The 12,170-nt window shown below is 58.4% G+C and carries 15 protein-coding genes; 6 read left to right on the top strand and 9 right to left on the bottom strand.

Annotation, left to right across the window (positions count from 1 at the left end; all coding sequences use genetic code 11):
* Positions 1-216 precede the first annotated feature (216 nt).
* Genes AAEZ06_RS06805 through AAEZ06_RS06825 form a run of 5 tightly spaced genes read left to right on the top strand, consistent with a single transcriptional unit; the run spans position 217 to position 4,400 of the window.
* Entirely contained in the window at positions 217-999 is a 783-nt protein-coding gene (locus tag AAEZ06_RS06805; protein WP_350613576.1) for a transporter substrate-binding domain-containing protein, read from the top strand.
* Positions 1,000-1,057: 58 nt separating this feature from the next.
* Positions 1,058-1,786, top strand: coding sequence for an ABC transporter permease (locus tag AAEZ06_RS06810; protein WP_149413020.1), 729 nt, complete (start codon positions 1,058-1,060; stop codon positions 1,784-1,786).
* Entirely contained in the window at positions 1,783-2,493 is a 711-nt protein-coding gene (locus tag AAEZ06_RS06815; RefSeq protein ID WP_350613578.1) for an ABC transporter permease, read from the top strand. The genes AAEZ06_RS06810 and AAEZ06_RS06815 overlap by 4 nt, the downstream gene beginning before the upstream one ends.
* 8 nt (positions 2,494-2,501) lie before the next feature.
* Positions 2,502-3,620 (top strand): succinylglutamate desuccinylase/aspartoacylase family protein, encoded by a 1,119-nt coding sequence (locus AAEZ06_RS06820; RefSeq protein WP_149413019.1) that lies wholly within the window; start codon positions 2,502-2,504, stop codon positions 3,618-3,620.
* A gap of 15 nt (positions 3,621-3,635) precedes the next feature.
* A complete protein-coding gene (locus tag AAEZ06_RS06825) occupies positions 3,636-4,400 on the top strand; it encodes an ABC transporter ATP-binding protein (RefSeq protein ID WP_350613580.1) in 765 nt (254 codons plus the stop codon).
* Positions 4,401-4,468: 68 nt separating this feature from the next.
* Here the strand turns inward: AAEZ06_RS06825 and AAEZ06_RS06830 are convergent, their stop codons facing one another.
* A complete protein-coding gene (locus AAEZ06_RS06830; RefSeq protein ID WP_133099391.1) occupies positions 4,469-4,669 on the bottom strand; it encodes a hypothetical protein in 201 nt (66 codons plus the stop codon).
* A 108-nt stretch (positions 4,670-4,777) separates the two neighbouring features.
* Positions 4,778-5,344 carry a dCTP deaminase gene (dcd, locus tag AAEZ06_RS06835; RefSeq protein WP_133099392.1) on the bottom strand — a complete coding sequence of 189 codons (567 nt, stop codon included), beginning with the start codon at positions 5,342-5,344 and terminating at the stop codon, positions 4,778-4,780.
* Positions 5,345-5,734: 390 nt separating this feature from the next.
* Between dcd and AAEZ06_RS06840 the strand changes: the two genes are divergently transcribed.
* Complete coding sequence (locus AAEZ06_RS06840; RefSeq protein WP_014336857.1) at positions 5,735-5,944, top strand: cold-shock protein; 210 nt, start codon at positions 5,735-5,737, stop codon at positions 5,942-5,944.
* 218 nt (positions 5,945-6,162) lie between these two features.
* Here the strand turns inward: AAEZ06_RS06840 and rpoS are convergent, their stop codons facing one another.
* The 7 genes from rpoS to fghA all read right to left on the bottom strand — a co-directional run bounded on the left by rpoS (position 6,163) and on the right by fghA (position 12,162).
* On the bottom strand, positions 6,163-7,167 hold the full coding sequence (gene rpoS, locus AAEZ06_RS06845; protein ID WP_149413017.1) for an RNA polymerase sigma factor RpoS: 1,005 nt from the start codon (positions 7,165-7,167) through the stop codon (positions 6,163-6,165).
* A 105-nt stretch (positions 7,168-7,272) separates the two neighbouring features.
* Positions 7,273-8,109 (bottom strand): peptidoglycan DD-metalloendopeptidase family protein, encoded by an 837-nt coding sequence (locus tag AAEZ06_RS06850; protein ID WP_149413072.1) that lies wholly within the window; start codon positions 8,107-8,109, stop codon positions 7,273-7,275.
* Between the two features lie 210 nt (positions 8,110-8,319).
* Positions 8,320-8,955: a protein-L-isoaspartate(D-aspartate) O-methyltransferase gene (locus tag AAEZ06_RS06855; RefSeq protein WP_178114486.1), complete on the bottom strand. Its 636-nt coding sequence runs from the start codon at positions 8,953-8,955 to the stop codon at positions 8,320-8,322.
* Between the two features lie 41 nt (positions 8,956-8,996).
* Positions 8,997-9,746: a 5'/3'-nucleotidase SurE gene (gene surE, locus AAEZ06_RS06860; RefSeq protein WP_350613584.1), complete on the bottom strand. Its 750-nt coding sequence runs from the start codon at positions 9,744-9,746 to the stop codon at positions 8,997-8,999.
* Positions 9,734-10,792 carry a tRNA pseudouridine(13) synthase TruD gene (gene truD / locus AAEZ06_RS06865; RefSeq protein WP_149413014.1) on the bottom strand — a complete coding sequence of 353 codons (1,059 nt, stop codon included), beginning with the start codon at positions 10,790-10,792 and terminating at the stop codon, positions 9,734-9,736. The genes surE and truD overlap by 13 nt, the downstream gene beginning before the upstream one ends.
* Positions 10,789-11,262, bottom strand: a complete 474-nt coding sequence (ispF, locus tag AAEZ06_RS06870; protein WP_350613586.1) for a 2-C-methyl-D-erythritol 2,4-cyclodiphosphate synthase — start codon at positions 11,260-11,262, stop codon at positions 10,789-10,791. Before ispF ends, truD begins: the two co-directional genes overlap by 4 nt.
* Before the next feature lie 54 nt (positions 11,263-11,316).
* The gene (gene fghA / locus AAEZ06_RS06875; RefSeq protein WP_149413013.1) at positions 11,317-12,162 is read right to left on the bottom strand and encodes an S-formylglutathione hydrolase; all 846 of its coding nucleotides are present in this window, start codon (positions 12,160-12,162) and stop codon (positions 11,317-11,319) included.
* Between the last annotated feature and the right edge of the window lie 8 nt (positions 12,163-12,170).

Genomic DNA, 12,170 nt, shown 5'->3' on the forward strand with positions numbered 1-12,170 from the left:
TAAACGTCAGCGCTGGACACGGCACCAAATAAGCGCGCCCACTTCCCAATGCCCGAAATCGGGCATTTCCTGCATCGCATCACCTGTAATCCCACCTTTTAAAACGACCATTCGGAACTATGGTGCAGAAATTGCTACTTGCGTTACGTCTGACACCGTTCAGTAACAGTCCTAAACGCGCCACATGCGCTTATCTTGATTCCCAGGGATTACATAATGAAAAAAGCATTGCTGACCCTTTCTGCACTGGCTCTGTGCATGGCCGCAGGTTCTGCCTTGGCCAAGGAATACAAGGAATTGCGTTTTGGTGTCGATCCCTCCTACGCACCGTTCGAATCCAAAGCGGCTGACGGCAGCCTGGTGGGCTTCGATATCGACCTGGGCAATGCCATCTGCGCGGAGCTTAAGGTCAAGTGCAAGTGGGTCGAGAGTGACTTCGACGGCATGATCCCAGGCCTGAAAGCCAACAAGTTCGACGGCGTGATTTCGTCCATGACCGTGACCCCGGCCCGCGAGAAGGTCATCGACTTCTCCAGCGAGCTGTTTTCCGGCCCGACGTCCTACGTGTTCAAGAAAGGTTCTGGCCTGAGCGAAGACATCACGTCCCTCAAGGGCAAGACCGTTGGTTACGAGCAAGGCACCATTCAGGAAGCGTACGCCAAGGCCGTGCTGGACAAGGCTGGTGTGAAAACCCAGGCCTATCAGAATCAGGATCAGGTCTACGCCGACTTGATGTCGGGCCGTCTTGACGCGTCAATCCAGGACATGCTGCAAGCCGAACTGGGCTTTTTGAAATCGCCACAAGGCGTTGACTACGAAGTCAGCAAGCCTGTGGATAGCGAATTGCTGCCGGCCAAGACCGCCGTCGGCATCTCCAAAGGTAACAAAGACCTGAAGGCACTTTTGGATAAAGGTATCAAAGCGTTACACGATGATGGCACCTACGCCACCATCCAGAAGAAACACTTTGGCGATCTGAACCTGTTCAGCGGCAAATAATGCCCGGGCGCCCATCTTCACGATGGGCGCTTTTTTACCTCGCCATAGGCCGTGATCGATGTTTGAAGACCTGTTGCAGACCCTCGGCCTGAGTGCTTTCAGTTTGAAGGGTTTCGGCCCGCTCTTGCTGCAAGGCACCTGGATGACCATCAAGTTATCGGTGCTGTCCCTGGCCGTCAGCGTATTGCTGGGCCTGCTCGGCGCCAGCGCTAAATTGTCCAGCCTGCGGCTCCTGCGCATCCCCGCCCAGCTCTACACCACGCTCATTCGTGGTGTGCCGGACCTGGTGCTGATGCTGCTGATTTTCTACAGCCTGCAAACCTGGCTGACCAGCTTCACCGACTTCATGGAATGGGAGTACATCGAGATCAACCCGTTCAGCGCCGGGGTTATCACCCTGGGCTTTATCTACGGCGCCTACTTTACCGAGACCTTTCGCGGGGCGATCCTCGCCGTGCCCCGTGGCCAGTTGGAAGCCGCCACCGCCTATGGCCTCAAGCGCGGGCAACGATTTCGCTACGTGACCTTCCCGCAGATGATGCGCTTTGCCCTGCCAGGCATCGGCAATAACTGGATGGTGATGCTCAAGGCTACGGCACTGGTGTCGATCATCGGCCTGGCCGACCTGGTAAAGGCCGCCCAGGATGCCGGCAAAAGCACCTATCAGTTGTTCTACTTCCTGGTGATCGCTGCGTTGATCTACCTGTTGATCACCAGCGCCTCCAACTTCGTCCTGCGCCGCCTGGAACGCCGCTACTCCGCAGGTTCCCGGGAGGCGCTACGATGATTGAGCTCCTGCAGGAATACTGGCGGCCCTTCCTTTACAGCGACGGCTACCACATCACTGGCCTGGCCATGACCATGTGGCTGCTCAGCGCCTCGATCTTCATCGGTTTCCTGGTGTCGATCCCGCTGTCTATCGCACGGGTTTCGCCGACGCGCTGGGTGCGCTGGCCAGTGCAGTTCTACACCTATCTGTTCCGGGGCACTCCGCTCTATATCCAACTGCTGATTTGCTACACCGGCATCTACAGCATCGCCGCGATTCGCGCGCAACCGGTGCTGGATACGTTTTTTCGCGATGCAATGAACTGCACCATCCTCGCCTTCGCCCTCAACACCTGCGCCTACACCACGGAAATTTTTGCCGGGGCGATCCGCAGCATGGCCCACGGCGAAGTCGAGGCGGCAAAAGCCTATGGCTTGAGCGGCTGGAAACTGTATGCCTACGTGATCATGCCCTCGGCACTGCGCCGTTCATTGCCGTACTACAGTAATGAGGTGATCCTTATGCTGCACTCGACGACGGTGGCCTTTACCGCGACGATCCCGGACGTGCTTAAAGTCGCCCGTGATGCCAACTCGGCAACCTTTCTCACCTTTCAATCATTTGGTATCGCTGCGCTGATCTACCTGACCGTAACCTTTGCCCTGGTCGGTCTGTTTCGTCTGGCGGAGCGTCGCTGGCTGGCCTTTCTCGGCCCCAGCCACTAGGAGACTGCATGCGTCATCTGATTCATGAACTATTGGCGCCGGTGCCAGGCACGGCGCGGCAGATTCACAGCTTCCACTTCGGGCCGCAGCAGGCTGAAGGCAAGGTCTACATTCAGTCTTCGCTGCACGCCGACGAGCTGCCCGGCATGCTGGTGGCCTGGCACCTGAAGGCCCGCCTGGCCGAACTAGCCGCCGCCGGGCGCCTACACAGTGAAATCGTGCTGGTGCCCATCGCCAACCCGGCGGGCCTGGAACAGGTGTTGATGGATATCCCCCTTGGCCGCTACGAGCTGGAGAGCGGGCAGAACTTCAATCGCCGGTTTGTCGACCTCAGTGAAGAAGTCGGCAATCAGGTCGAAGGCCTGCTGGGCAGTGATCCGCACCTCAACCGGGAGCTGATCCGCGACAGCCTGCGCCAGGCCCTTGCCCGGCAGGTGCCGGCCACCCAGCTACAATCCCAACGCCTGGTGCTGCAACGCCTGGCGTGTGATGCCGACATGGTGCTGGACCTGCATTGCGACTTCGAAGCCGTGGCCCACCTGTACACCACGCCCGATGCCTGGCCACAGGTCGAGCCGTTGGCCCGCTATATCGGCGCCGAAGCCTGCCTGCTGGCCACCGACTCCGGCGGCCAATCCTTCGATGAGTGTTTCACCCTGGCGTGGTGGCAGTTGCAGCAACGTTTTGGCGAGCGCTTCAACATTCCCATGGGCAGCTTTTCCGTGACTGTCGAGTTGCGCGGCCAAGGGGATGTGAACCACGGTTTGGCGAGCCTCGACTGCCAGGCAATCATCGATTACCTGATTCAGTTCGGCGCCATCGCCGGAGAGCCGGCAGCGTTGCCGGACTTGCCCTATCCCGCCACGCCGCTGGCCGCTGTTGAACCCGTGGCGACGCCTGTGGGTGGCTTGCTGGTATTCAGCGCGCTGCCTGGGGAATACCTCAAAGCCGGTCAGCTTATCGCCGAAATCATCGACCCCATTCACGACCGCGTAACGCCGATTCATTGCCGTAATGCCGGCCTGCTTTACGCCCGTTCGCTGCGCCGCATGGCCACCGCCGGGATGGTCATCGCCCATGTCGCAGGCACGCAAGCCTATCGCAGCGGCTATCTACTTTCGCCTTGAAGGATGCACGCCCCCATGTACAAATTGACCGTTGAAGGCCTGCACAAAAGCTATGGCGATAACGAAGTGCTCAAAGGTGTCTCGCTCAAGGCCAGGACCGGTGATGTGATCAGCCTGATCGGCGCCAGCGGTTCGGGCAAAAGCACCTTTTTACGCTGCATCAACTTTCTTGAACAACCCAATGACGGCGCCATGACCCTCGATGGCCAGCAAATTCGCATGGTCAGCGACCGCCACGGCATGCGCGTAGCCGACGATGCCGAGTTGCAGCGCTTGCGCACGCGACTGGCGATGGTGTTCCAGCACTTCAACCTGTGGAGCCACATGAGCGTCCTGGAAAACATCACCATGGCTCCGCGACGAGTGCTGGGCTGCAGCAAGAAAGATGCCGAAGACCGCGCCCGTCGCTATCTGGACAAGGTCGGCCTGTCGGCACGGGTCGCCGATCAATATCCGGCGTTTCTCTCCGGCGGCCAGCAACAACGGGTAGCAATCGCCCGCGCCCTGGCGATGGAGCCGGAGGTGATGTTGTTCGACGAGCCAACCTCGGCCCTGGACCCAGAACTGGTGGGCGAAGTGCTGAAGGTGATCCAGGGTCTGGCCGAAGAAGGCCGGACCATGATCATGGTGACCCACGAAATGAGCTTCGCCCGCAAGGTGTCGAGCCAAGTGTTGTTTCTACACAAGGGCCTGGTGGAAGAGGAAGGCACACCGGAAGAAGTGCTGGGGAGCCCCAAGAGCGAGCGCCTCCAACAGTTCCTGAGCGGCAATCTGAAATAACGGCCGCGGCCCCAAGGCTGGACGCACGCAACGCGCTCAGCGGGCCGTGAGAGACACGATGAGCACCTTCACGCAACTGGCGCGGGCGGCGGCTCGTCCGGAAGGGTAGGCTCACCAGGTTCAGTGGGCTGGGGGTAATCAGGATCGGGCTGGCCGGGGATACCGCCAGCGCTGATCGGGGGATGTGCCATCAGGGACCAGGCCAGAACGCCAATCTGATTGGGTTCAAGCCGGGCAAGTTCGGCGCTGATTCGCGGATCGATCTTCATAGGGGTACTCCTCAAGCGTGGCCCGGCGCGTTTTGCACGATCCGGGGCAGTACACCCAATAGAGTGCCTGCCCGCTGACAAATTCCCTTGGTATGTCAGACGATTCGATCAGGCTCGCGGCAGGGTGACGCCACGCTGGCCCTGGTACTTGCCACCACGGTCCTTGTAAGAGACTTCACACTCTTCGTCGGATTCGAAAAACAGCATCTGCGCCACACCTTCGTTGGCGTAGATCTTCGCCGGCAAGGTGGTGGTGTTGGAGAATTCCAGGGTTACGTGGCCTTCCCACTCTGGCTCAAGCGGGGTCACGTTGACGATGATGCCGCAGCGCGCATAGGTGCTCTTGCCCAGGCAAATGGTCAGAACGTTGCGCGGAATGCGGAAGAACTCGACGGTGCGGGCCAGGGCAAAGGAGTTTGGCGGAATGATGCACACATCGCTCTTGACGTCGACGAAGCTCTTTTCGTCGAAGTTTTTCGGATCAACGGTGGCCGAGTTGATGTTGGTGAACACCTTGAACTCATCGGCGCAGCGCACGTCGTAGCCGTAGCTGGAAACCCCGTACGAAATCACTCGGTCGGCGCCTTCGCCGCGCACCTGACGCTCTACGAAGGGCTCGATCATGCCGTGCTCTTGCGCCATGCGGCGAATCCACTTGTCCGATTTGATGCTCATGGCGGGTGTCCTGAATAGCGAGGTGGAAAAATTCTGTTGAGCATCTTACCGGGGCCAGCCTCGTGGTTCAAAGGGCCGAGGATTTTTCTTAGTAAGGCTGGCAGATTCCTGCCAGCCTTACACAGCGGGGCCGGGCCTTGAATTCAGGGGATCAACCCCTGCAGAGGGCGCCGTCAGTCACGAATTTAGAGAAACCTTCGGAAATACCATTGGCACGTTCCGGAAAAAGGGTTAAGGTGGCGCCACTGTGCTGCTTGTGTCACTGAGAATCTCTACACGATATGTTGAATTTCGATCCAACCATCTCCAAGAATTTTTCCTGCTCTTTGCACTCAGTCTCGGCCAGGGCTTTTCCTGAGTCGCAGTCAACTTTGTCCAAGGAGATACACCATGTCTAATCGCCAAACTGGTACCGTTAAGTGGTTCAACGATGAAAAAGGCTTCGGCTTCATCACTCCACAATCCGGTGACGACCTGTTCGTTCACTTCAAAGCTATCCAATCTGACGGCTTCAAAAGCCTGAAAGAAGGCCAACAGGTCTCTTTCGTCGCTACCCGCGGCCAGAAAGGCATGCAAGCTGAAGAAGTTCAAGTTATCTAACTTGTACTGATTTAGTCGAAAAGCCCCGCCCTTAAAAGCGGGGCTTTTTTGTGCCTGTCATTTGGCCCCACACCTACATTTCCATAGATGTCGAGCCCTGGCGAGACTGCGTCAGCCTCGCTAAAGCTTGACCGTGAACAAAGTATCTACGGCATACAAAGCAAAACGCCCGACGCATTCACATGCATAGGGCGTTTCATCGCTGCCAAGCATCGTCTCTATTGAAACAACGACTCACTCGACAAGCCATTCTTCTCAAGGATCTCACGCAAGCGCTTGAGGCCCTCCACCTGGATCTGCCGCACCCGCTCACGGGTCAGGCCGATCTCCAGGCCAACATCCTCCAGGGTGCTGCTTTCGTGGCCGCGCAACCCGAAGCGGCGTATCACCACCTCGCGTTGCTTGTCCGTCAGCTCCGAAAGCCACTGGTCAATGCTTTGAGAAAGATCATCATCCTGCAACAGTTCACAAGGATCCGTAGGACGATCATCGGTCAGGGTGTCCAGCAGGGTTTTATCCGAGTCAGGACCCAGCGAGACATCAACCGAAGAGACCCGCTCATTGAGACCCAGCATACGCTTGACCTCTCCTACCGGTTTTTCCAGCAGGTTGGCGATTTCTTCAGGCGAAGGTTCATGATCGAGTTTTTGTGTCAGCTCACGCGCCGCCCGCAGGTAGACGTTGAGCTCCTTGACCACATGGATCGGCAACCGGATGGTCCGGGTCTGATTCATGATCGCTCGTTCGATGGTCTGACGAATCCACCACGTGGCGTAGGTCGAAAAGCGGAAACCCCGCTCAGGGTCGAACTTCTCCACCGCCCGGATCAAGCCGAGGTTGCCCTCTTCGATCAGGTCCAACAGGGAAAGCCCACGATTGACGTAGCGTCGGGCGATTTTCACCACCAGGCGCAGGTTGCTTTCAATCATGCGTTTGCGCCCAGCCGGATCGCCCTTTTGCGACAACCGCGCAAAATGGACTTCTTCTTCGGGGGTGAGCAAGGGGGAAAAGCCGATTTCATTGAGATACAACTGGGTTGCATCGAGCGCCCGAGTGTAATCAATGTATTTATGCTGTTTTAACGCTGAGGAGTTTTTGGATTTGGCACGAACCGAAGGTACAGCAGACCTCTCGTTCGACATCGAATCCGTACCGACATCAGTCTCCATAAGGAGAACCTCATCGTCGATGTCAAACTCCGGCGCTTCTTTACTGAGAGCCATTGTTATAGTCCTTTGGTGAGTTCGACCTCAAGCTCAAGCGACGCCTTTATCCTTGGCAACGCTGGAGCCTGTTCCTTCTACGTGAGGAAACAGGCTGGCACCACATCAACGACGGGGAAGGAATTGCAGTGGATCAACAGGCTTACCTTGGCGGCGAATCTCAAAATGCAGTTTCACCCGGTCCGTTCCAGTCGACCCCATTTCGGCAATTGTCTGTCCGACTTTGACCTGCTGCCCCTCCCGAACCAACAGCCTGCGGTTATGACCGTAGGCACTCACGTAGGTATCGCTGTGTTTGATGATGACAAGTTCACCGTAGCCCCGTAAACCACTCCCGGCGTACACCACAGTCCCATCTGACGCAGCTAAAACAGGCTGTCCCAAATCCCCGGCGATATCAATGCCTTTATTCAAACTACCGTTTGAGGAAAATTTCCCAATAAGAATGCCATTTGAAGGCCATCCCCAACCAGTCGGCGCAGGCCCTGCAGGAGGCAACGGCGCGAGTACCTGCTTGCTCGCCACCGTAGGCGTGGCGGTGCCTGCAGGCCGAGTGATGACTGTCGTCCTGCTGGAAGATGACGGCGATGAGCCGGATTTTGTGACAACTGCAGTCGGTGTTGAACCGGTACGCCCGTCGAAACGAATGGTCTGACCTGGATGTATCGTATAGGGCACAGGAATATTGTTACGGGCTGCGAGAGCCTTGTAATCCCAGCCATAACGGAAGGCAATCGAGAACATCGTATCGCCCTTGCGCACGACATATTGCCCGGTGGTGACCGTCGGCTTTTGTGGCACTGCATTATTGCGATCAACGACCCGCGCCCCGCCGCCTGGCGTACTGGAGCAGGCAGCCAATAAGGAACTCAAGACAAGGCCAATCACCAGTCGCTGAAAACTTGTTTTACTCATACGCTGCGCAATGACCGTGAGACTCACCCGCCGCTCCCTTTGTGGTGGCTGAATATGAACGCCTGTATCAGGCTTGAAATATGACGCAAGTATAACTGGCTGCTGAGCTTTAACCGGCAACAAGACAGAAACGAAAAAATCATCCTGTTTAATACGCTGCATCGATTATGTTGACTCAATAGACCCCGCTGTAAGACACATACCCGGCAATAGAATTCAGTATGTACAGGTAAATGATCAGGCCAGCGGGCCATTAAGTAGCGGGACAAAACGTACCGCCCCCAGCACATGCCGGGAAAAGCCCTCTTCCTCGCGAATGATCAACATCAATTGCTGCACTTCGCCAGACCCCACGGGAATGACCAGCCGCCCGCCTGGAGCCAACTGGTCCAGCAATGCCTGGGGCACATCGGTCGCAACCGCCGTCACGATTATGCCGTTGTAAGGCGCCAGCGCCGGCCAGCCTTCCCAGCCATCGCCCCAGCGAAAGACTACGTTGCGCAGATTCAATTCCATCAGGCGTTCCTTGGCCCGATCCTGCAACACCTTGATCCGCTCGACGGAGAATACCCGCTCCACCAACTGCGACAGAACGGCGGTCTGGTAACCGGAGCCGGTACCGATCTCCAGCACCTTGTCCAGAGGACCCGCCGCCAACAGCAGTTCACTCATCCGCGCAACCATGTACGGCTGGGAGATGGTCTGGTTGTGGCCAATGGGCAGCGCGGTGTCTTCATAAGCTCGGTGTGCCAGGGCTTCATCGACGAATAAATGCCGTGGAGTACGACGGATGACTTCCAGCACCTGGGCATTGGACAAGCCCTCTTCGTAAAGCCGCTGGATCAACCGCTCGCGGGTGCGCTGGGAGGTCATGCCGATACCCCTACGCAGCAGGTCGTCTTGTTCACGAGCCATTAGCGCAACCCCTCCAGCCAGCCATCGAGACTACTGAAGGCATCACTGAAGGTGCGATCGAGTTGCAATGGAGTAATCGAAACATAACCCTGCATCACCGCATGAAAGTCAGTGCCCGGTCCGCCGTCCTCGGCATCACCCGCTGCAGCGATCCAATAGCCTTCCTTGCCACGAGGATCGGTCACCTTCAGCGGTGCTGCCGCTCGGGCACGATGGCCCAGGCGGGTCAGTTGGATACCGCGAATATGGTCCAGGGGCAGGTTGGGAATATTGACGTTAAGCACCGTGCGCGGCGGCAGATCCAGGGAGTCATGGGCCTCCACCAGCTTGCGGGCGAAATAGGCAGCCGTGGGCAGGTTGTCCAACTGGCGAGATGCCAACGAGAAGGCAAACGAGGCCCGCCCCAGGAACCGCCCTTCAAGGGCAGCCGCCACTGTGCCGGAATACAACACGTCATCGCCGAGGTTGGCACCCAGGTTGATCCCGGAAACCACGAGGTCCGGCTCACGATCCAGCAGACTATTAATTGCCAGGTGCACGCAATCGGTGGGGGTTCCGTTCAGGCTGATAAAGCCGTTGGCTAACGTTTGCGGGTGCAACGGACGGTCGAGCGTCAGCGAGCTGCTGGCACCACTTTTGTCCTGGTCCGGGGCAACCACCACGCACTCAGCGTAGTCCGCCAGCGCAGCATGAAGCGCGGCAAGGCCGGGTGCTGTGACCCCGTCGTCGTTAGATATCAGAATACGCATGGGCTGTCCGTCTGCCCCACCGGCACCAGATCAACAAGCTCGCGCACCAAGACAGTGGCGAAGCATCCGGCCGGCAGGACGAATTCCAATTGCAGAATGTCCAGCGAGGGATAATGCCACGTCAACCCGCCAATGGGCAGTCGCAGAATGCGACGTTCCTGGCTCATGCCGGCATTGACCAGCCAATCGCGCAGGTCCGCTTCGCTGGCGGCCACCGCCTGCTCCAAGTCATGAGTGGCACCGGTAGCCGGCGAATCGCCTTCACCCCATTGCGGGCCGGTGGGATGCAAATCAAGGATGGCCAGGCGCGGATCGCTACACTCCGCCTCCCCCGCCGGGAAAAAGCTGCGGCTATCGGTGAACGCCAGTAAGTCGCCGACCTGGGCGCGCTGCCAGGAGCCGTCGGCTACCCGCGCCGCCAGCACTTTATTGAACAGAAAACTACGGGCGGTGGAAAGCAGGCGTGAACGCACGTTGCGCTGTTCCGGCAAGGCCTTGCGGGCAGCCCAATCGCGGGCATCCGCCACGTTGCCACCGTTATGGCCGAAGCGCTGAGCGCCAAAATAATTGGGGATGCCTTGCTGGACGATCAGTTGCAGGCGCGCATCGATCGCGGCGGCATCGCCGACGAACTGAGTCAGCCGCAGCGTGAAGCCGTTGGCCGAATGAGCGCCGCGTTGCAGCTTGCGCTTGTGGCGGGCGATCTTCAGGATCTTCAGCGTGTCGTTTTCCGCCGCAGTCAGGTCCGGATCGGCCTTGCCCGGCAGTTGCACGCTGAACCACTGGCGGGTCAGCGCCTGGCGATCCTTGAGGCCTGCATAGCTGACGGTGCGCAACGGCACACCTGCCGCCTTGGCAATGCGCCGCGCCGCCTCTTCGGTATTCAGGCCGCGCTTCTCCACCCATAACCACAGGTGTTCGCCTTCGCCGGTCAGCGGAATATCCAGTACTTCATCCACCTGGAAGTCTTCGGCCGTGGCCTTCAGTACTGCGCTGCCCAGGGCATCGCCATAGGCTCGCGGACCCAGCAGTTGTAGATCATTCATGCGTGTTGCAACAAGGCAACGGCGTGCACGGCAATGCCCTCTTCGCGACCGGCAAACCCGAGTTTTTCGGTGGTGGTGGCTTTTACGTTCACTTGATCCAACTCAACTTGAAGATCCGCGGCAATCAGCGCGCGCATCGATTCGATATGCGGGGCCATTTTCGGCGCCTGGGCAATGATGGTGTTGTCGACATTGGCGACCTTCCAGCCCTTGGCATGGAGCAGGCCGACCACGTGGCGCAGCAGCACACGGCTGTCCGCCCCCTTGAATTGCGGGTCGGTGTCCGGGAAGTGCTTGCCAATATCCCCCAGCGCAGCGGCGCCGAGTAAGGCATCGCTCAAGGCGTGCAGGACAACGTCGCCGTCGGAATGAGCCAGCAACCCGTGGTGGTGCGCGATCCGCACGCCACCCAGGGTGATGAAGTCGCCTTCGGCGAAACGGTGCACATCATAGCCGTGGCCAATACGCATAAAAAAACGCCCCGATTTAATTCAGGGCGTGATTCTACCTACTTTTGCCCGACATTAACCGAGCAAAGCGCGTCCATGATGTCGCAAATGGTCTTCGATGAAGCTGGCGATAAAGAAGTAGCTGTGGTCATAGCCCGGTTGCAGCCGCAGCTTGAGCGGATGGTTGGCCGCCCTGGCGGCTTGCTGCAAGGCTTCGGGCTTGAGTTGCACCTCAAGAAAATCATCGCGATCGCCCTGGTCTACCAGCAACGGCAGCTTTTGCGTAGCTTCGCTGATCAACACACAGGCATCCCACTCACGCCACTTCGAACGCTCATCCCCCAAGTAGCGGGAGAAGGCCTTCTGGCCCCACGGGCAATCCATCGGATTGTTGATCGGCGAGAACGCCGACACCGATTGATAACGACCCGGATTGCGCAAGGCACAGACCAGCGCGCCGTGACCACCCATGGAGTGACCGCTGATGCCGCGCTTGCTGGAGGCAGGGAAATGCGCCTCGACCAGTTCCGGCAATTCCTGCACCACGTAGTCATGCATCCGATAGTGCTTGGCCCAAGGCTCCTGGGTGGCATTCAGATAAAACCCGGCACCCAGACCGAAATCCCAGGCACCGTCCGGATCCCCAGGCACACCGGACCCACGCGGACTGGTATCTGGCGCAACGATGATCAGCCCCAACTCGGCCGCAACACGCATCGCACCCGCCTTCTGCATGAAGTTTTCATCGGTGCAAGTCAGTCCCGACAGCCAGTACAGCACCGGCAATTTGCCGCCCTGCTCCGCTTGCGGCGGCAGGTAGACGGCGAACGTCATGTCACAGCCCAGTACGCGGGAGCTGTGTTTGTAACGTTTATGCCAACCGCCAAAACTCTTCTGGCAGGAAATATTTTCCAGGGTCATGGGAGTGC

The sequence above is a fragment of the Pseudomonas sp. HY7a-MNA-CIBAN-0227 genome, assembly GCF_040310325.1.
Lineage (GTDB): Bacteria > Pseudomonadota > Gammaproteobacteria > Pseudomonadales > Pseudomonadaceae > Aquipseudomonas.

Coding starts and splice junctions, on each gene's coding strand:
- AAEZ06_RS06820 (WP_149413019.1), top strand. CDS start 2,502: ATGCGTCATCTGATTCATGAACTATTGGCGCCGGTGCCAGGCACGGCG.
- AAEZ06_RS06840 (WP_014336857.1), top strand. CDS start 5,735: ATGTCTAATCGCCAAACTGGTACCGTTAAGTGGTTCAACGATGAAAAA.
- surE (WP_350613584.1), bottom strand. CDS start 9,746: ATGCGTATTCTGATATCTAACGACGACGGGGTCACAGCACCCGGCCTT.
- truD (WP_149413014.1), bottom strand. CDS start 10,792: ATGAATGATCTACAACTGCTGGGTCCGCGAGCCTATGGCGATGCCCTG.
- dcd (WP_133099392.1), bottom strand. CDS start 5,344: ATGAGCATCAAATCGGACAAGTGGATTCGCCGCATGGCGCAAGAGCAC.
- AAEZ06_RS06825 (WP_350613580.1), top strand. CDS start 3,636: ATGTACAAATTGACCGTTGAAGGCCTGCACAAAAGCTATGGCGATAAC.
- AAEZ06_RS06815 (WP_350613578.1), top strand. CDS start 1,783: ATGATTGAGCTCCTGCAGGAATACTGGCGGCCCTTCCTTTACAGCGAC.
- rpoS (WP_149413017.1), bottom strand. CDS start 7,167: ATGGCTCTCAGTAAAGAAGCGCCGGAGTTTGACATCGACGATGAGGTT.
- fghA (WP_149413013.1), bottom strand. CDS start 12,162: ATGACCCTGGAAAATATTTCCTGCCAGAAGAGTTTTGGCGGTTGGCAT.
- AAEZ06_RS06810 (WP_149413020.1), top strand. CDS start 1,058: ATGTTTGAAGACCTGTTGCAGACCCTCGGCCTGAGTGCTTTCAGTTTG.
- AAEZ06_RS06805 (WP_350613576.1), top strand. CDS start 217: ATGAAAAAAGCATTGCTGACCCTTTCTGCACTGGCTCTGTGCATGGCC.
- AAEZ06_RS06855 (WP_178114486.1), bottom strand. CDS start 8,955: ATGACCTCCCAGCGCACCCGCGAGCGGTTGATCCAGCGGCTTTACGAA.
- AAEZ06_RS06830 (WP_133099391.1), bottom strand. CDS start 4,669: ATGAAGATCGATCCGCGAATCAGCGCCGAACTTGCCCGGCTTGAACCC.
- ispF (WP_350613586.1), bottom strand. CDS start 11,262: ATGCGTATTGGCCACGGCTATGATGTGCACCGTTTCGCCGAAGGCGAC.